Annotated in this window: 21 protein-coding genes; 16 read left to right on the plus strand and 5 right to left on the minus strand. The window is 64.0% G+C overall.

Features of this window, described 5'->3' with window-relative positions:
• Positions 1-14: 14 nt before the first annotated feature.
• The 4 genes from LJ656_RS07050 (at position 15) to LJ656_RS07065 (ending at position 3,516) form a co-directional block, all read left to right on the plus strand.
• A complete protein-coding gene (locus LJ656_RS07050; RefSeq protein ID WP_230508548.1) occupies positions 15-938 on the plus strand; it encodes an aromatic ring-hydroxylating oxygenase subunit alpha in 924 nt (307 codons plus the stop codon).
• Positions 931-2,118: a Rieske 2Fe-2S domain-containing protein gene (locus tag LJ656_RS07055; RefSeq protein WP_230508549.1), complete on the plus strand. Its 1,188-nt coding sequence runs from the start codon at positions 931-933 to the stop codon at positions 2,116-2,118. Before LJ656_RS07050 ends, LJ656_RS07055 begins: the two co-directional genes overlap by 8 nt.
• Positions 2,119-2,126: 8 nt before the next feature.
• The gene (locus tag LJ656_RS07060) at positions 2,127-2,759 is read left to right on the plus strand and encodes a glutathione S-transferase family protein (RefSeq protein ID WP_230508550.1); all 633 of its coding nucleotides are present in this window, start codon (positions 2,127-2,129) and stop codon (positions 2,757-2,759) included.
• Positions 2,760-3,000: 241 nt separating this feature from the next.
• The gene (locus tag LJ656_RS07065) at positions 3,001-3,516 is read left to right on the plus strand and encodes a universal stress protein (RefSeq protein ID WP_230508551.1); all 516 of its coding nucleotides are present in this window, start codon (positions 3,001-3,003) and stop codon (positions 3,514-3,516) included.
• Here the strand turns inward: LJ656_RS07065 and LJ656_RS07070 are convergent.
• The 4 genes from LJ656_RS07070 to LJ656_RS07085 all read right to left on the minus strand — a co-directional run bounded on the left by LJ656_RS07070 (position 3,476) and on the right by LJ656_RS07085 (position 7,398).
• Entirely contained in the window at positions 3,476-4,576 is a 1,101-nt protein-coding gene (locus LJ656_RS07070) for a PAS domain-containing sensor histidine kinase (RefSeq protein WP_230508552.1), read from the minus strand. The genes LJ656_RS07065 and LJ656_RS07070 overlap by 41 nt on opposite strands.
• A 114-nt stretch (positions 4,577-4,690) precedes the next feature.
• Positions 4,691-5,473, minus strand: a complete 783-nt coding sequence (gene fnr, locus LJ656_RS07075) for a fumarate/nitrate reduction transcriptional regulator Fnr (RefSeq protein ID WP_230508553.1) — start codon at positions 5,471-5,473, stop codon at positions 4,691-4,693.
• 182 nt (positions 5,474-5,655) lie between these two features.
• Positions 5,656-6,303 carry a response regulator gene (locus tag LJ656_RS07080; RefSeq protein ID WP_230508554.1) on the minus strand — a complete coding sequence of 216 codons (648 nt, stop codon included), beginning with the start codon at positions 6,301-6,303 and terminating at the stop codon, positions 5,656-5,658.
• A gap of 255 nt (positions 6,304-6,558) precedes the next feature.
• Positions 6,559-7,398 (minus strand): universal stress protein, encoded by an 840-nt coding sequence (locus LJ656_RS07085; protein WP_230508555.1) that lies wholly within the window; start codon positions 7,396-7,398, stop codon positions 6,559-6,561.
• Between the two features lie 207 nt (positions 7,399-7,605).
• Here LJ656_RS07085 and LJ656_RS07090 point away from each other — a divergent pair, with 207 nt between their 5' ends.
• Positions 7,606-7,941 (plus strand): hypothetical protein, encoded by a 336-nt coding sequence (locus LJ656_RS07090; protein WP_230508556.1) that lies wholly within the window; start codon positions 7,606-7,608, stop codon positions 7,939-7,941.
• A 265-nt stretch (positions 7,942-8,206) separates the two neighbouring features.
• The gene (locus tag LJ656_RS07095; RefSeq protein WP_230508557.1) at positions 8,207-8,446 is read left to right on the plus strand and encodes a hypothetical protein; all 240 of its coding nucleotides are present in this window, start codon (positions 8,207-8,209) and stop codon (positions 8,444-8,446) included.
• Between the two features lie 13 nt (positions 8,447-8,459).
• On the opposite strand, the gene LJ656_RS07100 is transcribed toward LJ656_RS07095, so the two are convergent.
• Positions 8,460-10,235, minus strand: a complete 1,776-nt coding sequence (locus LJ656_RS07100) for a site-specific integrase (protein WP_230508558.1) — start codon at positions 10,233-10,235, stop codon at positions 8,460-8,462.
• 288 nt (positions 10,236-10,523) lie between these two features.
• Between LJ656_RS07100 and LJ656_RS07105 the strand changes: the two genes are divergently transcribed.
• The 10 genes from LJ656_RS07105 (at position 10,524) to LJ656_RS07150 (ending at position 19,422) form a co-directional block, all read left to right on the plus strand.
• Positions 10,524-11,528 (plus strand): LacI family DNA-binding transcriptional regulator, encoded by a 1,005-nt coding sequence (locus LJ656_RS07105; protein WP_230508559.1) that lies wholly within the window; start codon positions 10,524-10,526, stop codon positions 11,526-11,528.
• Between the two features lie 113 nt (positions 11,529-11,641).
• Positions 11,642-12,973, plus strand: coding sequence for an ABC transporter substrate-binding protein (locus LJ656_RS07110; protein WP_230508560.1), 1,332 nt, complete (start codon positions 11,642-11,644; stop codon positions 12,971-12,973).
• Positions 12,974-13,044: 71 nt separating this feature from the next.
• Positions 13,045-14,001, plus strand: coding sequence for a carbohydrate ABC transporter permease (locus LJ656_RS07115; protein ID WP_230508561.1), 957 nt, complete (start codon positions 13,045-13,047; stop codon positions 13,999-14,001).
• On the plus strand, positions 13,998-14,951 hold the full coding sequence (locus LJ656_RS07120; RefSeq protein ID WP_230508562.1) for a carbohydrate ABC transporter permease: 954 nt from the start codon (positions 13,998-14,000) through the stop codon (positions 14,949-14,951). The genes LJ656_RS07115 and LJ656_RS07120 overlap by 4 nt, the downstream gene beginning before the upstream one ends.
• Positions 14,948-15,142 (plus strand): hypothetical protein, encoded by a 195-nt coding sequence (locus tag LJ656_RS07125; RefSeq protein WP_230508563.1) that lies wholly within the window; start codon positions 14,948-14,950, stop codon positions 15,140-15,142. The genes LJ656_RS07120 and LJ656_RS07125 overlap by 4 nt, the downstream gene beginning before the upstream one ends.
• A gap of 3 nt (positions 15,143-15,145) precedes the next feature.
• On the plus strand, positions 15,146-16,261 hold the full coding sequence (locus LJ656_RS07130; protein ID WP_230508564.1) for an ABC transporter ATP-binding protein: 1,116 nt from the start codon (positions 15,146-15,148) through the stop codon (positions 16,259-16,261).
• The gene (locus LJ656_RS07135; RefSeq protein WP_230508565.1) at positions 16,254-17,273 is read left to right on the plus strand and encodes an ABC transporter ATP-binding protein; all 1,020 of its coding nucleotides are present in this window, start codon (positions 16,254-16,256) and stop codon (positions 17,271-17,273) included. The genes LJ656_RS07130 and LJ656_RS07135 overlap by 8 nt, the downstream gene beginning before the upstream one ends.
• Positions 17,270-17,908 (plus strand): dihydroxyacetone kinase subunit DhaL, encoded by a 639-nt coding sequence (dhaL, locus tag LJ656_RS07140; protein WP_230508566.1) that lies wholly within the window; start codon positions 17,270-17,272, stop codon positions 17,906-17,908. Before LJ656_RS07135 ends, dhaL begins: the two co-directional genes overlap by 4 nt.
• A 14-nt stretch (positions 17,909-17,922) precedes the next feature.
• Complete coding sequence (gene dhaK, locus LJ656_RS07145; RefSeq protein WP_230508567.1) at positions 17,923-18,912, plus strand: dihydroxyacetone kinase subunit DhaK; 990 nt, start codon at positions 17,923-17,925, stop codon at positions 18,910-18,912.
• A gap of 117 nt (positions 18,913-19,029) precedes the next feature.
• Positions 19,030-19,422, plus strand: coding sequence for a hypothetical protein (locus LJ656_RS07150; RefSeq protein WP_230508865.1), 393 nt, complete (start codon positions 19,030-19,032; stop codon positions 19,420-19,422).
• The last annotated feature ends 72 nt before the right edge of the window (positions 19,423-19,494 follow it).

The following is a 19,494-nucleotide window of genomic DNA, read 5'->3' on the forward strand; positions in this document are numbered from 1 at the left end:
ACGGAGACGCGCAGATGCAAACCAGGATTGAAGAGCCACGCGACGCAGCGCACGACGCGCTGATCTGGAACGACTGGCATCCCGTGGCCGCGCTCGACGGCATGCGCGCGGGGCGCACGCGGTTGCTGGGCGTCGAGTTGCACGTTGACCCTGGCGCCGGTTCGTCGAAGGGGCCACGCGTGACGCGGCTCGATCTCGGCACGCCGTGTCACGCGCGGGCGCGCCATGGCGTGCTATGGGCGTGCCTGGGCGAGCCGCGCGCGGATATCGTCGCGATTCCCGAAACCTCCGAGCCGGACCGTCGCCTGCTGCACGCCGGCGCGTTTCGCGTGCATGTGAGCGGTCTGCGCGCGGTCGAAAATTTTCTCGACATGGGCCATTTTCCGTTCGTGCATACCGGCTATCTGGGCGTCGAGCCGTACACCGAGGTGGCGCCGTATCGCATCGAGCACGACGAGACGAACGACGAGCTGTATGCGCGCGATTGCCGCTTCTATCAGCCACGCGCGGCAATGACGGCCGATGCCGCGCTCGACGTGCAATACGTCTATCGCGTCGCGCGGCCGTATATCGCCGTGCTGTACAAGACGTGTCCGCCGCAGCCCGCGCGCTTCGATGTCATCGCGCTGTTCGTGCAGCCTGTCGATGAAGAGTGGTGCGTCGCGCACACCGTGATGAGCTATCTCGACGACGCGAGCCCCGACGAAGCCCTGCGCGGCTTTCAGCAAACCATTTTTGCGCAGGACATCAAGATCCTCGTCAACCAGGTGCCAAAACGCCTGCCGCTGGCGGCGGGCAGCGAACATCCGGTATTGGCCGATGCGATGTCGGTTGCGTATCGGCGCTGGCTGCGCGCTCGCGGCGTGACTTATGGAACGACTGCTGCCACGACTGCTGGCTCGACGGCGTCACCGGTGCAAGGAGCGCAGCATGGCTGAGCGCGGGCAGGAGGCGGCGCGCTGGTACGCGCTGTGCGCGGCGGGCGCGCTGGACAATGGCGCGATTCATCGCACCGAACTGCACGGCGAAGGCCTCGTCGTGTGGCGCGCCGACGACGGGCGCGTCAACGTGTGGGAAGATCGCTGCCCGCATCGCGGGGTGCGGCTTTCGCTTGGCCATCATCGCGGCGATACGCTGCAATGCCAGTATCACGGCTGGCGGTTCGCGAGCGGCGACGGCGCGTGCCGCGCGGTGCCCGCGCATCCGAAAGCGAGTGCGCCGCCGATTCACGCAACGACGTGGCCCGCGATCGAGCGCTACGGTTTCGTGTGGACTTGCGAGAGCGCCGATCGCGCGGCAACGGCGGCGTTCCCGCCAATCGACGCGCTCGCCGCCGCGCAATCGCAAGACTGCGTGCCCTTGCGCACTACGACGATCGACGCCGATCTCGCGAGCGTGAGACACGCGTTGTCGGCCTATGTGTTGCCGCATGCCGATGCCGCGGAATGTGCCGTCTTCGAATGCGAATTCGGCACGCTCACGGTCGAGTCGCTCGACGGCGCGGCGAGTTCGGCGATCTTCGTGCTGCAACCGGCGCGGGCGGGCAAGACGCGCGTGCACGGCGTCGTGCCCGGCGAGTTCGACGCGGCGCAGCGGCTCGCGCTCCAGCGCACGCATCAGGCCCGGCTCAATGCAGTGCGCGATGCGCTCGAAGCGGCTGGCCACGTGCAGGCCGCCTCGCTGACGGAAGCGTTGACAGAAGCGTTGGCCGCTTCGTCCACCGACGCGCCCGAGCCGAACCGTGCGGCACGCGCGCAGCCATTGCCCGTCGCCGTCGCGATGCCGCTCGTGCGGATGGACGCCGCACGGCGTGCGGTTTCATCGGCCGTCGATGCATCGCGTGACGAAGGCGGCCCCTTCACCGTGCATCTCGCACGCAGTGGCGGCAGTGTCGACGTGCCCGCGAATATCAGCCTGCTCGACGCGCTGCGCGCGCACGGCGTCGAGGTGCCGACGTCCTGCGAGCAGGGCGTGTGCGGGACCTGTCTGACGCGCGTGCTCGACGGCGAACCGCTGCATCGCGACGCCTGGCTCGACGCGCGCGAACGCGCTGCCGGAGACTGCATGATGGTGTGCGTCTCGCGTGCACGCACGCCCACCCTGACGCTTGATCTGTGAGGCCAGCGATGCTCAAACTCCACGACGACGAACTGTGCGGCGACAGCTACAAGGCGCGTCTGCTGATGGGCTTGCTCGGCCTGAACGCGGAGCGCATCCGCGTCGAGCGCTATCCGTCGCGCCAGCAGGACGCGCCCGCGTTTCGCGAGCTGAGCCCGCTTGGCGCGTTGCCGGTGTTGCAGGACGGCGCCACCACGCTCGCCGACGCGCACGCGATCCTCGTCTGGCTGGCGCAGCGCTACGACGCGAGCCGCACGTGGCTGCCACAACACGATGCGCACACGAACGCCGCAATACAGCGCTGGCTCGGCGTGGCGACGCGGCTTTCGCAGATCGTGTTCACGCGCCGCGAGCACGTGCTTCACGACGTGGGCGCGCCATTGCCACGCGCCGATCGCGAAGCGCGGCCCTTGTTGCGCCTGCTCGACGAGACCTGCTGGTTCAACGAGGCAATGGGCACGCCGTTTCTCTGTTCGACCCACGCGCCGACGATCGCCGATATCGCGTGCTTCGCGCCTGTCGCGCTGCTCGACGAGGCGCAGATCGACACGATCGACTATCCGTCGCTCGCAACGTGGTGTACGCGCGTCAAGCGCCTGGACGGCTTCGTGACAATGGCGGGCGTCTATGCGGCGAGATGAAAGCCAAGGCCATGCAGCCGAGGCCGTTCTCCAAGATTGAGATGGACCGAAGAAATCAGGCAGGTCAGGTTTACACAGAACGCAAACTCATCCCGGGCCGCCCGTCGTACGCGACGGTCAACATCTTCGGGCCCTGCCGGTACGGCACGCGATTGACCCAGATCAAATTGAATTGCGGATCGCGGTCGATGATTGATCTACGCGCCTACCCGCAGATCGCTCACCTTCCCGGAGATTCGCCATGTACCAGAACATCCTCGTCGCGCTCGACGGCAGCAACGCGTCGAAAAGCGCACTGAAAGAAGCCGTCGGTCTTGCCGCCCTGACACGAGGCGTCGTCCACCCGGTCTATGTGGTGGACAAGTCGCCGCTGTTTTCCTACGCCGGCTATTACGATCCGATCACGCTGATGGAAGCGCTGCGCAACGACGGGCACTCGGTGCTGGCGGAGGCGGAGCAGGCCTGCATGGTGGCGGACGTGCAATGCCGCGCCGAAATGACCGAGTCGAACAGCCTGTCCGACGACGTCGCCAGCGCGGTGCTGCGCCACGCGCAGCAGGTCGACGCGGATCTGATCGTGATGGGCACGCATGGGCGCCGCGGGATCCGGCGTCTGGTGATTGGCAGCGTCGCGGAACAGGTGCTGCGTTTCTCGCGTTGTCCGGTGTTGCTGATCCGCGAAGAGGGCGGGCAGGAACCCGATTTCGACGAGGACGCTAGCGCAACGCGTCGAGCGGAATCCGGATCGACATCCTGAAGCCTTGGCCGGGAGCACTCGAAAACGCGACGTTGCCGTGCAACTGCCTGACGCGTTCGCGAATGCCAAGCAGGCCGAACGATGGGCGCGCGGGCGGCTGGTCCAGCTCGACGCCGCCGCCGTTGTCCTCGATATCGAGCGCAAGGACCGCATCCGCGCATTTGAGGTCGACGCGCACGCGCGTTGCATTGGCGTGCCGCGCGACATTGGTCAGCGCTTCCTGGACGATCCGGAACAGCGCGGTCGAAGCGAATTCGCCGAATCGCGGCTCGGCCGCTTCGAGGTGGACGCTCGCCCGCACGCCGTAGCGTTTCGTGAAGTCTTCGGCGAGCCACTCGAGCGCGGCAGCGAGCCCGAGGTCGTCGAGCAGCGGCGGCCGCAGATCGGCTGCGATCCGCCGCAGCGAACTCGCCATCGCGTCGAGCTGGATTTGCAGTTCATGCGCGTGGGACGCGAGCGGCCGGGTCGCCGGCCCGGCGTTCAGGTCCGCTTCGAGCAGCGCGACGCTCATCTTCAGCGCGGTCAGCCGCTGGCCGAGATCGTCATGCAGTTCCTGGGCGACGCGTTTCTGCTCGCTTTCGCGGGCGATCTGCACCTGGGTGGATACCATGTCCGCGCGTTCCAGTTCGGCAAGACGCATCCGCTCCGTGAGATCGCGCGTCACCTTGGCGAAACCGAGCAGGGCGCCGGACTCGTCGTGGACCGCGGAAATGACCACGTCGGCCCAGAAGCGCGAACCGTCGCGCCGCACGCGCCATCCTTCGTCCTCGAAGCGGCCGTCGGCGGCAGCGCCGGCGAGCGCGCGAGCGGGTTTGCCGGTGGCAATGTCTTCGGGGGTGTAAAAGGCGGAGAAATGCCGGCCGATGATTTCGTCGGACGTATAGCCCTTGATGCGCTGCGCGCCGGGGTTCCAGCTGGCCACGCGGCCGCCGACGTCGAGCATGAAGATCGCGTAGTCGTGAACCGCTTCGATCAACAGGAAATAGCGGTCCTCGACGGGGACGTCCGAGATCGACGCCGCACCGGCACCGCGTGCAGACCTGCCACCCGAATCACCCATCGCTCCTCCACGCGCTGCCGCGCGGCGCGTATCCGTGTGCTTGAGTTATATCAGGCGGGGCGGGGCTATTCCAGGTGCGGATCGACTCTGGCCGATATCGATGGCCTGCCGTGCTTACAACTGCGCGAGGCCGTCCGGGTCGACGATGCGGATCGTTTTGCCATTCGTGTTCACGAGGTTTTCGCGCTGGAACTTCGAGAACATCCGGCTCACCGTTTCGAGCTTCATGCCCAGATAGCAGCCGATTTCCTCGCGCGTCATGCGCAGATTGAATTCGGCGGACGAGAAGCCGCGCGCCTTCAGGCGCGTCGACAGATTCAGCAGAAACGTCGCGACGCGCTGTTCGGCGGTCATCGTGCCGAGCAGCATCATCTGGCTCGATTCGCGCACGATCTCGCCGCTCATCAGCCGATGAACGTGCTGCTGCAGCGGCTTCATCTCGCGGCAAACCGCTTCGAGCTGCGCGAACGGGATGATGCACACGACGCTGTCCTCGAGCGCAATCGCATCGCAGTTCTGCCTGCCCGCGCAGACGCCGTCGAGGCCCAGCGCATCGCCGGCGATCTGAAAACCGGTCACCTGTTCGCGGCCGTCGCGATGCATCAGCACGGTCTTGAACGAGCCCGAGCGCACCGCGTAGATGCTCTGAAAAGTGTCGCCCGTGCGATACAGCACGTCGCCGCGTTTGAGCGAGCGCGTCGAGCAGATCACGGCGTCCAGTTTCGCGAGTTGCTGCGCGGTCAGATCGGGCGGCATGCAGAGCGCGCGCAGCGAGCAATCGGAGCAGCGCGGCGTGCGCGGCGTCGTCGGGAACTCGGTTTCGAGCGTGTGAAGCGGCGGCGCGGGTGCCGGGCGCGGCGCTCGATAGGCGGGTTCGCAGGTTTGTGCAAGTTGCATGATCTGCTCCGGTTGGCTACGCATGATGCGCGCGCCGCGTCGGCTGACGCGGCGGCGGTGGTGTCGGTGCCAACCAGTATCGGTCCCTGTATCTCAAAAATATATCGGCCAGGCTTTAAGTGGGACCAGGAATTCGGGTAGCGGCTGTAGGAATATTCCTAACGCGCGAGGAGCAGGGCCGATTAGAGCTCGTTTTCGTCGTCGAACAGCTTGTGACGGATTGCGTAGCGCAGCAGCCCGTTCTCGTTGGGCATCTGCATTTTTTCGAGGATGCGGGTCTTGTGGGTGCTGATCGTCTTCACGCTGACGCTCAATTCTTTGGCGATTTCGGTGATGCTCTGACCGGCGACGATGCGCCGGAACACCTCGAATTCGCGATTGGACAGCCGCTGGTGCGGCAGCGCGTCGGCCGGCTCGTGCAGATTCTGCGCGAAGCGCTCGGCCATCGCGAGGCTCACGTAGACGCCGCCGCCGGCGATCTTCGCGACCGCGCCGACCAGTTCGGCGCTCGCGCTTTCCTTGGTCAGATAGCCGGATGCGCCCGCCTTGAACGCGCGCACCGCGTATTGCTGCTCCGCGTGCATCGTCAGCACGAGAATGCGCAGCGCGGGCTTCTCGTCCTTGATCTGCCGGATCAGTTCGAGACCGTTGCGGCCGGGCATCGACAGGTCGAGCACCAGCACCTGCGCGTCGGTCGCGCGGATCAGCGCGATCGTCGAAGCGCTGTCGGACGCTTCGCCGGCCACCTCGAAGCCGCTGGCTTTCTGCAGGATATGGCGCAGCCCTTCGCGCACGAGCGTGTGGTCGTCAGCCAGCAACACCTTGATCATGGTCGCTCTCTGCCTGGTGCGGCGATTGCAGGGGAAACGTCACGTTGACTGCGAAACCCACCTTGTCGGCCGTATCGATCCGGACCGGACCGCCGAGTGTGCGAGCGCGTTCGCGCGCGCCGATCAGGCCGAAGGGTATGTGCGCGGTGTCCCCCGGCGGCAGGCGACACGCTCAGGCCATTATCCGCTTTCCGCAGCGGGCAATCGGGACCGCGACTGTCGACGAACTGCGGTCGGGAGGGCTTCGAGCCGCCGTCAGTGCGACAGCAGGACCGGCACCGTCATCGAGTGCAGCATCGTGCGCGTCGCGCCGCCCAGCACGATTTCGTGCAGGCGCGAATGCGCGTACGCGCCCATCACGAGCAGGTCGCAACCGAGCTCGGACGCCTGCGACAGCAGCGCGTCGCCGACCGGTGTATCGGTTGCGACGCTCAGTTCCCGCACGTCGACCTTCACGCCGTGACGGGCGATGTTCCGCGCGATGTCGGCGCCGGGAAGCCGGTCCGGCGCGGTCCGGTCGCGTGGCGAATGGACGGTCAGTAGCGTGACTTTTGCGGCATCCACCAGCAATGGCAGCGCGTCGGCGATCGCGCGGGTGGCTTCGCGGCTGCCGTCCCACGCGATCAGCGCGTGCTGGCCCGGCGCCGCGAAGGTCCCCGCCGAGGGCGTCAGCAACACCGGGCGCCCGGCCGACAACACGACGTGCTCGACGAACTGCTCGGCGACGAAAGACTCGGGATCGGCCGGATCGAACTGGCCGAGCACGATCAGATCGGCCAGACGCGCGTACGGCGGCACCACGTCGTTCGCATCGCCGTCGGCCGCGATCCACTCGCCGTCGACTTTTGCGCGCGCGAGTTCCGCGTGAAATAGCCGCTCCAGCGCGCCGGCCCGTTCGTGGCGCAAGCGCTCGTGCTCGGCGTAATACCCGGCGGTGCCGGCCATCACGAGAAACGCGTGGCGCGGCGGCACGTAGGTCGAGAACAGCCCCGTCAGCCGCGCGTGAAACCGGTGCGCGAGTTGCAGAGCGAACTCCAGACGGGGGTGCGCGCGAGCGCTCGTATCGAGGTGAACGAGGATGGTGTGGTAGCTCATCGCCGGGACTCCGTGACAGAACATGAGAACGCGAGAAACGGGCGGCGGCCCCGCGGTGAGATCGAGTCTAGGAGCGGCGTGCGCGCCGCGTTTGACCCAGGTCAAATACTGCGTTGCGCGTCGGCACACGATAGGCCAGTGGCAAACAGCGCTGGCGGCGGACTATCCAGGCGGTGCCCGGTCGATTTTCGGAGCGCGGAGGCAAGCATGGGCATCGGCATGCAGGTCGTCTATCTCGGCTTTCCCGGGGCGGCGCAGCTGGAAGCGGAGGCGGGGGCGCAGCTGGTGCGTCTCGCGCGGTTCGGCGCGCTGTTATCGAACTGCCATCTCGCGATCGAGGCGCTCGGCGCACGGACCGGCCACCCGCTGTATGACGTGCGGCTCGATCTGATCACGCCGGCCCACGAACTTCAGCCGATCGCGCATTGCGCGAATGCGAACGCGGAGGAAGCGATTCGCCGCGCGTTCGATCTCGCCGAAAAACAGCTGGAAACAACGGTCGTCGCGCTGTTTAACAGCCGCGCCGACAGGGGGCGGTCGTGACGTCTGGACGAGCGGCAGCGGCACCGGCGTAAGCCGCGCGACCTGCGCGACCCGCTCGGCGATGCCGCCGGATTCGACAGCGGCTCGCATGGCGTTCGCGGCTCGCCCGCGCGCCCGGCCGCATTTGATATGGATCAAAGGCGCGGCACGGCACCCGGCTACGCTGAAGTTTCGGTCCACAGTGCCGGCAAGCCCAGGCACGCGAGCGGTTTCCGGCGCGCGTGCCCGGCCGGCATGCGCGGGCAAAAAACAGAAGGAGTTCCCAATGACGTTATCGGCAAACCTGCAAGAGGGAACCTGGTCCGTGAGCGTGCGGACCAACGAGGCGCGAGGCGGCGGCTATCAGTCGACGATTTTCGTCAAGCATTCGTCGCCGGGCGGCGACTTCGAACATGGCTTTCATCACGCGACGATCTTTGCATCCGAACGCGAAGCGGTGCTCGAAGGGCTGCGCGAAGGGATGACCTGGATCGCGCTGAAGACGAACCGAACCATCGCGGTGTAAAAGCGCGGACCAGTCACGGGCGTCGTCGCGTTGCAAACGCGTCGCCGATCTGCCGCGCCCGGGTCACTTCATCGCTGTGCAGGTAGATCGACGTGGTCGACACCGATGCGTGGCGCAGATTGTCCCGCACCGTCGTCAATTCGGCGCCGCGACCGAGCGCATGGCTCGCATGCGTGTGGCGCATCCAGTGCGTGCTGGCGTTGCGCAGTTTGGCGGCCAGAGGCGGATGGTCTGCTTCGATGTCGGCCGCCGCCAGCAGAAAGAAGCGCTTGAGCACGCCCCACAACCGCACGCTGCTGATCGCCGCGGCGCTGTCCGTTTCGAGGCTGCCGATGACCGGCGTCCGCGGACGCCATTGCGCCTGCACAACCGGTAGTCCCCGTTCCGCGAGATAGCGCGCGAGCGCATCCCACGCGAGCGGCGGCAGCGCGACCTGCGCGAGCTTGTTGCCCTTGCCGGTCACGTGCAGCCAGTGATCGCCGCGCGCATCGGTTCTGACGTTGCCGAGCGTCGCGCCGACCAGTTCGCTCGCGCGCAGGCCGGTCGCATAGCCGAAATCGAGCAGAAAGCGCAGACGCTGCGCGGCCGGCACGCTCCAGCCCGACGCGGCCGATCGTGTCGATCGTGCCGATCGTGTCGATGACGCCGCCGCGTCGTCGCGAAACTCGAGGCCGTCGGCGATCGTACGCACGAGTGCCCATTCGCCTTCGGTGAACGCATGCGACGTATCGAGCGTCGCCGCTGTGCTGCCGCCGCGCACCTTCACGCCGGAAAACGGATTGGCGAGCACGTAGCGCTGCTCGATCAGCCAGCGCATCAGCGCGCCGAGGATCGACAGCGCGTGCGCGACCGAGCGCTCCGACAGATTGCCGTTGAACGGCCGCCATTCGGGCGACGTACGCGGCCGCACCGGGCCGACCCAGCGTGCGTGCGGAGCGGGGCGGCGCAAAAATGCGCGATACGCGATCGCGTCTTCGGTGGTCAGCGACGACAGCGCGCGGCCCCGTTCGACGATCGCCCACAGGATCAGACGCTCGGCTTCCTTGCGGTAGGTGCGCCGGGTCGCGGGCGACTCCTGCAGCGCGAGCCACGTCTGCACGGCCTCATAGTCGTTCGATGCATCCAGCGTGCAGGTCGCCGCCGGCGCGCGAAACGTGCCGTTGCTGCCGTCGACTTCGTGCGGCAACTTCAGCGCTTCCCACGGCACGATGTCGCTGCGCTGGCTCGCTACGATCAGCGCGCGGGCCTTTTCGGTGAGCGCGGGCCACGCGGCAAAGAACTGTTCGATCGCGCGCGCACTCGCCGCGCCGAGGCCGGGCACCGCTTTCCACCATTGGCGGCGGCGCGGCACCCGCACGGTCAGATCGGCCAGTGTCGCGATGCCGTGTTCGCGCAGCACGCGTACCGCGCGCGGGGAGAGCCATTGTTCGATGTCGTCGGCGATCTGCGGCTCGGCCGGGCGCGCGGTACGCAGGATCTCGATCACGTGCGCGACGGTTTTGGCGTGCTGCTCGCGTTCGTTGGCCGGATGGTCGAGCAGCGCGACGAGATCGGCGCGATGAAGGGCGCGCGCAACGGCCAGCAGTTGGCGACGGATTTTGCCGAGTACGCCGCGCGCGGATTTGTTGTCGCCCAGTGCTCCGGGCAGGTAGCGTGCTACTGCCTGCCGGACCGGCAGGCCCGCGTACCACGCGCGTAGTACCGCGAGTTCGTCGGCGTTGGGCAGCGGGGCGGCGGCGGGGGCGGTGGGGGCGGGGAGTGGCGGTGTGGTGGTGGGGCGCGATTTCATGAGCGTGAGTTTAACTCTTAAATCGGTGCCTTATGATAAGAAAAGTTATCTTCATGGGCTTTTTCTCCGTCATGTTGAGCGGGGACTTGCCAGATGAATTGACGTCGCGATCCGGGCTGACGAAGTGGCGGCGACATTAAGTACATACAGGACTCCGTGCAATCCTTTCTGCAGGAATGACGCATTTAAGGAAATAAAAAAGCTTGCATTTGAGCGGCGGAAAACTATCTTGAGTTAACAAACTCACTCCTGGCTCGGCACCGGAGGAGACCCATGCCGGCTACACGTATGATGATTGCGCGTCGCGCTGGCGTCAGCGTCGCCACGGTAGACCGTGTGCTACGCGAGGACCAGGGGGTGCGCCCCGAAACAGCCGAACGCGTCCACCTCGCGCTTGCGACGCTGCGTGACGAGCGCGCAAGCCGCGGCCGGCCCCCGAAAGCCACCTCGTTCCGGGTCGCGTTCGTTTTGCCGCAAATCAACTCCCGCTTTCTCGATCAGGTCGAGCGCGATATCGCGCTGTCGGCCAGCTTCTTCCGCGAGCACCGTATCGTTCCGTCGTTTTATCGTTGCGACCTGTCGAACCAGCGAGATGTCACGTCATTCGCCCAGCAACTGACCGACTACGATGCGCTGGTGCTCGTGCCGCTCGATTACCCGTGGGTCGAGCGGATGATTCAGGACATGACGGATGCAAACATGCCCGTCGTCACGATGTTTTCCGACTTGCCGTCGAGTGCTCGCGCCGCATACGTCGGCGTCGACAACCGCATCGCCGGACGCACTGCCGGCCTGCTGATGGGACGCTTTGCCGGATCACGCATCGGCACCGTTGCAGTGTTGTCGGCGTCGTCGCGGCTGCACGATCAGCTCGAGCGTCGAACTGGTTTTTCTCAGGTTCTTGAAGAAGACTTTCGCAACCTGCGCTGGGTCACCGAACCCGATTTCGCCGAAGACGACGATAGCGCCGGCCTCGCCGTTCAGGGGCTGATTGCCGGACACCCGGATCTGGTTGGCGTGTATGTCACGGGCGGGGGGATTTCCGGCATTGCGGCTGCGTTACAGGAATCGGGCGATAAGGCGCGCCTCGTTCTGATAGGCCACGAATGCACGGCCGACACGCGCCTGCAATTATCCGAGCGCGCGATCGATGTGATCCTCGATCAGGACGTGCGTGGGATCGTCCATTGGGCGGGGCTCGCCGCGATCAATTTTCTGAACGACGTGCGCGGTGTGCTGACCATCCCAACACTCGAAACCCGAATTTATCTTCGTGAGAATGCGCATGCCTGAAGCTCGCGACACGCGGATCGTCGTCTGATTCCGCCAGAGTCCGCATACGGCGCCCGGCGCATGGACGCTGTCTGTCATCAGGTTGGAGACCGAGAGAGACAAGGAGAGGACAAATGTTACGTCTAACGTTAGCAAGGGTAATTGCGGCGGTGCTAGCGTCGCTGGGGCTCTGCTTCGGATCGGCGGCGCACGCGCAAGGCAAGCAGTTGACGCTTTGTTGGGCCGCGTGGGATCCCGCCAATGCGCTAGTCGAATTATCGAAGGACTTCACAGCCAAAACCGGCATTGCAATGAAGTTCGAGTTCGTGCCCTGGACGAGCTACGCGGACCGCTTCCTGAACGAGCTCAATTCGCACGGCAAGCTGTGCGACCTCATCATCGGCGATAGCCAGTGGATCGGCGGTGCAGCTGTCAACGGGCACTACGTGAAGCTCAATGATTTCTTCGCGAAGAACAAGATATCGATGGACGACTTCGTGCCGGCAACGGTTGTCGGCTACGCGCAATGGCCCAAGAACACGCCGAACTACTGGGCGTTGCCAGCCATGGCCGACGCGGTGGGCTGGACGTATCGGAAAGACTGGTTTTCAAGACCTGAACTGCGCGCCGAGTTCAAGCAGAAATACAAACGCGAACTCGAACCGCCGACCACGATGGACGAACTCAAGCAAACCGCCGAATTCTTCCAGGGGCGCAAGATCGACGGAAAGACGGTATATGGTGTGTATATCTTCACGGAACGCGGCTCCGAAGGTATCACGATGGGTGTGACCAACATGCTTTACAACTATGGCTTCGAATATCAGGATCCCAAGAAGCCATATCACCTCGATGGGTTCGTGAATTCGGCCGGTGCAATCAAGGGGCTCGAGTTCTATAAGGCGCTTTACAAGTGCTGCACCGCACCGGGTATGACGAACGCGTACATGCAGGAAGGACTCGATGCGTTCAAGTCCGGTCAGGTCGCGATGCAGATGAACTGGTTCGCGTTCTTCCCTGGACTCTATAAAGACCCGAATGTCGGTGGCGACAAGATCGGCTTCTTCGTCAATCCAAAGGAAATCGCCCAATTCACGCAACTCGGCGGGCAGGGCATCTCGGTCGTCTCCTATTCGGATCACAAAGCGGACGCGCTCGAATACATCAAGTGGTTTTCGCAACCCGATGTGCAGAAGAAGTGGTGGCAGGTCGGCGGTTATTCGGCAGCGAAGTCGGTCGTGGATGCGCCGGACTTTCCGAAGAGTGCGCCGTTCGCGCCCGCTTTCCTGAAGTCGATGGCGATCGTCAAGGACTTCTGGGCAGAGCCGACCTATGCCGAGTTGCTGCTCGACATGCAAAAGCGTGTGCACGACTATGTGGTTGCCGATAAAGGCACGGCGAAGGAAGCGCTCGATCTGCTGGTCAAGGACTGGAACAAGGTCTTCAGGACGGAAGGGAAGAACTGAAATCTCCAGGGACCTCAACGCGCGGAGCGGCAGGCTGATTGACCTCGACGATCCGTGTAAAGGAGTCTGGCATGTTGGCGAACAAGCCTCTTGCTCCAGAAGGATTGCAAGCGCAATCGCGGGCGCGCGCGGCGGCGCGTCCGCGCGGACTGTCCGACCGGACGATCGCGTGGCTGTTCATCCTTCCGACCATCGTGCTGCTGCTTGCAATCAACATCTTTCCATTGATCTGGGCATTGCGGCTGTCGTTCACGAACTTCAAGTCGAACATGCCGAGCGTACCGGCGCGTTTTGTCGGCATCGACAATTACACGGACATCCTGACCGACGAAGACATCTGGTACGCGATGCAGGTCACCGCGCGCTTCGTGTTCTGGTCGGTCGGACTCGAAGTACTGCTCGGCTTCGGACTTGCGCTTCTGGTGAACCGGCAGTTTCGCGGCCATAGTTTCTGGACCACGCTGATCCTGCTGCCGATGATGTTGTCGCCCGCGGTCGTCGGTAACTTCTGGACTTTCCTGCTGCAGCCTCAAACGGGCCTGTTCAACGACATCGTCAGTTTCTTCACGGGTATTGCGCCCAACTCGTTCCAGATGATCGGCGACGTGCCACTCGCTCCGTGGACGATCGTCATGGTCGACACATGGATGTGGACACCCTACGTGATGCTGATCTGTCGTGCGGGCCTGCGCTCGATTCCCGACTACATCTACGAAGCAGCCGAAGTGGACCGCGCTTCGCCGTGGCGCCAGTTCTGGTCGATCACGCTGCCGATGACGCTGCCGTTCCTGATGCTGGCCATTCTGTTTCGCGGCATCGAGAACTTCAAGATGTTCGACATGGTGAATCTGCTGACGTCGGGCGGTCCCGGTTCCGTGACCGAAACAGTGTCGATCACACTGAAGCGCGCGGCGTTCGAAAAGTGGCAAACGGGTTATTCGTCTGCGCTGGCGATCATTCTGTTCGTCGCCGTGTTCGGCGCCGCGAATCTCTATGTGAAGGCCCTCAACAGGGTGAAACAGCGATGACAGAGCTTGCCCTTCAACAATCGGTCGTCGCCGCGTCGCCGCGCAGCAAGACTTTCGCCGCGATCGTCGTGATCGCGTATGCACTCGTTGCGACGTTGCCCATCGTGTGGATTATCCTGACGAGCTTCAAGACCCAGGAAGACGCGATTGCGTATCCGCCCGTCGTGATGTTTCAGCCATCGATGGAAGGCTACGTGAATCTCTTTACGATCCGCTCGCGGCAGACGCCGGAGTTCATCGCGAGCTTGCCTCCGGCGCAGACCTGGTATGACCGGGACGTACGCAAGCGCAATATGGTGATTGCGGGGCCATCGAAGGTCTTGCCCCGTTTCGTCAATTCGCTTGTGATCGGATTCGGCTCGACGTTTCTCGCGGTGTTTCTCGGCACGCTGGCCGCGTATGCGTTCTCGCGATTCAGGGTGCCGCTGGCGGACGATCTGCTGTTTTTTATTCTGTCGACCCGGATGATGCCGCCCATTGCTGTTGCGATTCCTATCTATCTGATGTACCGGGCGCTTGGGCTGGCGGATAGCTACGTGGGCATGATCGTGCTGTATACGGCCGTGAATGTGTCGCTGGCGGTGTGGTTGCTGAAGGGTTTCATCGACGAGATACCGCGCGAATATGAAGAGGCCGCGCTCGTCGACGGTTACACGCGGCTACAGGCTTTCATCAAGGTCGTGTTGCCGCAGGCGGTCACGGGCATTGCCGCAACCGCGATTTTCTGTCTGATCTTTGCGTGGAACGAGTACGCGTTTGCACTGTTGCTCACCAGCGGCGACGCGCAGACGATGCCGCCGTTCATTCCGTTCATCATCGGCGAGGGCGGCCAGGACTGGCCGGCCGTCGCGGCCGCGACGACACTGTTCGTGCTGCCGATCCTGATCTTCACCGTCGTGCTGCGCAAGCACCTGTTGCGCGGCATCACTTTCGGAGCGGTGCGCAAATGAAAGTGCCAACAACCCTGCCACGCCGGCGCTTGTTCCGCCGGCGCTACTGTGAAGGCGCGTCGACGGTGCTGATCGTCGCCGGCATCGCGATGCTCGTTCAACCGTTCACCGTCGATCTCTATACGTGGTCGTTTCCGGTGATTCTGGTGGGCGCGCTGGCTTTCGTCGTGACCAGTCATTTTCCGGAATGAGCCATGTCGACGATCGTTCTTTCGAATCTTCACAAACGTTTCGGCGATTTTACGGCCGTGCGCAATACCAATCTGACGATCAGCGCCGGCCGCTTCGTGGTGCTGCTCGGACCTTCCGGCTGCGGCAAGACGACGACATTGCGGATGATCGCCGGGCTCGAATTGCCGACGTCGGGGCAGATTCACATCGACGGAGAAGATGTGACGGCGCTGCGCGCGCGGCAGCGCGACATTGCATTCGTGTTCCAGATGTTCGCGCTTTATCCGCACATGAGCGTGCGCAACAACATCGCATTTCCGCTGAAAAACGAGGGCATTTCGCGGCGGGAAATCGCAGCGCGCGTCGAATCCGCCGCTCGTATGCTGCGCATCGAAAACATACTCGATCGCAAGACAGGAGGACTCTCGGGCGGCGACCGGCAACGCGTCGCATTGGGGCGTGCGATCGTGCGGCATCCGAAGGCCTTCCTGATGGACGAGCCGCTGGGCACGCTCGATGCCGATTTCCGCGAGCTGATGTGTCTTGAGCTGCGCAAGCTGCATAACACGCTCAAAGCAACCACGATCTACGTCACGCACGATCAAAGTGAAGCGATGGCGATGGCCGACGACGTCGTGGTGATGAATCAGGGCGAAGTACTTCAGTCCGCGTCGCCGCATGAGGTTTATCACTCTCCGGCCACCGTTTTTGTCGGCAATTTCATCGGCAGTCCGCCGATGAATTTTCTTGCTGTGGACGCCGCCGTCGAAGCGGGCGCGGAACAAGTGTCGCTCGGCGGTGCACCGGTGGCGGTCGCACGCGTCGATGCGTACGCCTCGCAATCGCTGCTTGGGATCCGGCCCGAGCACGTGCTGATCGACCCGCGCGCTGCGTTGCGTGGCCGCGTGATCGCCGACGAGTATCTCGGCTCGCATCAAATCCTCGTCGTCGAAACCTCGCTGGGCATTGTGCGCGTGAGGGTGGGCAAGGACGAAGGGCGGGCCGCCGGCGCACAGGTCGGCCTGTCGTTTCGCAAGGAGCGCACGCTGCTCTACGACGCGGCGAGCGGCAAGATGCTGCCGGGCGCGGCGCGGCAGATGGCTGTCAATGGAAACGGCAATGGGGACGCTTATGTCTGAGATCCGTTTGCTCCAGGTGACCAAACGCTTCGGCGATATCGTCGCGGTAGACGACGTGTCGATCGACGTGAAGGAGGGCGAATTCGTCGTGTTGCTCGGGCCGAGCGGCGCGGGCAAGACGACGACGCTGCGCCTGATCGCCGGGCTCGAAAAGCCAGACCAGGGCGAAATCTTCATCGACGGCGAACGGGCGACGGATTCGCATCCGGCCGATCGCGACGTCGCGTTCATCTTTCAGCAGTATTCGCTGTATCCCCATCTGACCGTATTCGACAATCTTGCTTTTCCATTGCGTTCGCCGCGGCGGCGCGTGAGCGACGCGCAAGTCACCGCGCGTGTGCAGGCGGTGGCCAGGATGTTGCACATCGAGTCGAAGCTCGGCAACCCGGCGACGCGCCTGTCGGGCGGCGAAATGCAGCGCGTGGCGATTGGGCGCGCGCTGGTGCGCGAGCCGAAAGTGTTCCTGATGGATGAGCCGCTGTCGTCACTCGACGCGAAACTGCGTGAGGAACTGCGGATCGAATTGAAGCGGCTGCATCGCACGATCGGCGCGACGATCATCTACGTGACGCACGACCAGGTCGAAGCGACGACGCTCGCCGATCGCATCGGCATCCTCGAGCACGGCCGCATCGTGCAGATGGGCGCGCCGCGCGAAGTGTACGGTAATCCGGCCTCCGTCAGCGCGGCGCGCCGCCTCGGCTCGCCGCCCATCAATTTGCTGTCCGCCGCGCTGTTCGATGCCGCCGCGATGCCGGCGGGTACGTCGACGGTCGCGATCCGGCCTGAAGACATCGTGCTGCACGGCGCCGATGCGCGAGATGTGCTCAAGCTTCGCGTGCTCGAATATTCCCCACTTCGGCATCTGCTGATTCTGGACCGCGACGGCACCGCGATTGTCGCGACGACGATGACCGAACGCAATTTCGAGCCAGGGCAAACGGTCGGCGTGTCGCTGCCGCCGCGCAACCTGCTTTATTTCCGCTCCGATGGCAGGAGGATTCCGGCATGAACGGCAAAACGGTCATGGCGTGCATCGAGGCTGCGCATGCCGCGCTGAAGGAACACACCGACGAGATCGCGGCGCTCGATCAGCAGATCGGCGACGGCGATCATATCTTCAATCTGTTGCGCGGCGTCGATGCGCTGCTAGCGATGCGCGCCGAGATAGAGGCGCAAGGGTTCGCAGCCGCGCTGGATCTTGCTGGGTCGAAACTGCTGTCGACGGTCGGCGGCTCGTCCGGGCCGTTGTTTTTTTCGTTGCTGCACGGAATGGCGAAAGCCTCGGCCGAAAGTGCAAACGCGATGAGCGTCGAGGACGTTGCGCGGATCTTCGCCGCGGGTGTCGATGCCGTCGCTCAGCGCGGCAAGGCGGGCATCGGCAGCAAGACGATGATGGACGTGCTCATTCCGGTTGCGTCGCGGTTTGCGGAACTGGCCGACACCAACGCGGCACCGGAAGCCGTGCTCGATGCGTTGCCGCAGGTCGCCGAGGCGAGCATGCTCGCGACGCGCGACATGCTTGCAACGAAGGGGCGCGCGTCCTTTCTCGGCGAGCGCTCGCGAGGTCACATCGATCCGGGCGCGCGTTCGAGTCAGCTGATGATCGAAGCGGTCTGTGCGCGGCTCGCGCAACTCAGAGAGTGAAAGGAGCGTAGGCCATGAAGAAATTTATCAATCACGTCGACGACTTTTTGCCTGAGAGCCTCGCCGGATTTGCCGCCGCACATGGCGATCTTGTCGTGCTGAATCAGGACCCGGTATTCGTGCGCCGCAAGACGCTGAAGCCGGGCAAGGTTGCGCTGGTGTCCGGCGGCGGCTCGGGACACGAGCCATTGCATAGCGGCTTTGTCGGCTACGGCATGCTCGATGCGGCGTGCCCTGGCCAGGTTTTCACGTCGCCAACGCCCGATCAGATGATGGCTGCCGCGAATGCTGTCGATACAGGCGCGGGGACGCTCTTCATCGTGAAGAACTATTCCGGCGATCTGATGAACTTCGAGATGGCCTCGGAGATGTCGGAAGTGCCCAATGCAATGGTGTTGATCAACGACGACGTCGCCGTCGAAAACTCCAGTTACACGACGGGCCGACGCGGGGTGGCCGGTGCGGTGATCGTCGAGAAACTGGTGGGCAGCCTGGCGGAAAGCGGCGCGGACCTCGAACAGTGCAAGGCGTTCGGCGACCTCATCAACAAGAATACGGCGTCGATGGGAGTGGCGTTCTCGAGTTGCACAGTACCCGCGGCGGGCACATCGACGTTCAAGATCGGCGACGATGAAATCGAACTCGGCGTCGGCATTCATGGCGAACCGGGGCGGCGGCGCGCGCGCTTTGCCGCGGCCGACGCGATTGCGGCAGAACTGCTGACAGCGATCGTCGCCGATCTGAAACCGCGCACTGACGCGCAGTTGCTGGTCCTGATCAATGGGCTGGGTGGGACGCCGCTCGGCGAACTCTATCTGTTGTTCAATTCCACGCGCTTATGGCTGCAACGGCGTGACCTGAACATCGCGCGCGTGCAGGTCGGTTCGCTGACGACCTCGCTGGAAATGGCCGGTGCGTCGATCACCTTGTGTGTGATGAACGACGACATGACGCGGCATTGGGATAGTCCGGTGCATACGCCGTCGCTAAGGTGGGGGGTATAGCGGGCATTGAACGCGGTCTATAGAGAGACGCTCGGACGTGATGATTTGCACGTTGTAACTGGAAACTCCAGCATGCACGATTACCGCAGTATTGACCCCGTGCTAGACTCCGCACCCATGTCCTATTGGCGCAAACTCTTTCTCGTCGTGCTGCTCGCACTGAGCCTTCCGGTTCAGTCGTATGCGGCCGTCTCGATGATTTGTGCCGCCGCCGAAGCGGCCGACGATGGCGCGACCGCTGACAGTCTTCATCAAATTGAACTGACGGACGGACATGCTGGTGCCACCGAACGCGGCGACCACCAGGCTCACCACCATCACGGCGGTCACCATATGCATGCGTGTCTGACGTGCGCGTCGTGCTGTGCCGGTGCGGCGCTACCGGTTGTGCCCACTGTGTCCGCCTGCGCTGACCAGATTCAATTCTCCGCTCCATTGCCTCCCGATGCCGGTGTCGTGTTGTTCCTGACCGACGGCATCGAACGGCCGCCCCGGTTCATTCTCGTCTAATCCGCGCAGCGCAGCCGTCGGCTGCGCCTTGCAAGTTTGCTGGCGTCCGTCACGGGCGCCGGATGATTCATG

It is taken from the genome of Paraburkholderia sejongensis, from assembly GCF_020880815.1.
Classification (GTDB): domain Bacteria; phylum Pseudomonadota; class Gammaproteobacteria; order Burkholderiales; family Burkholderiaceae; genus Paraburkholderia; species Paraburkholderia sejongensis.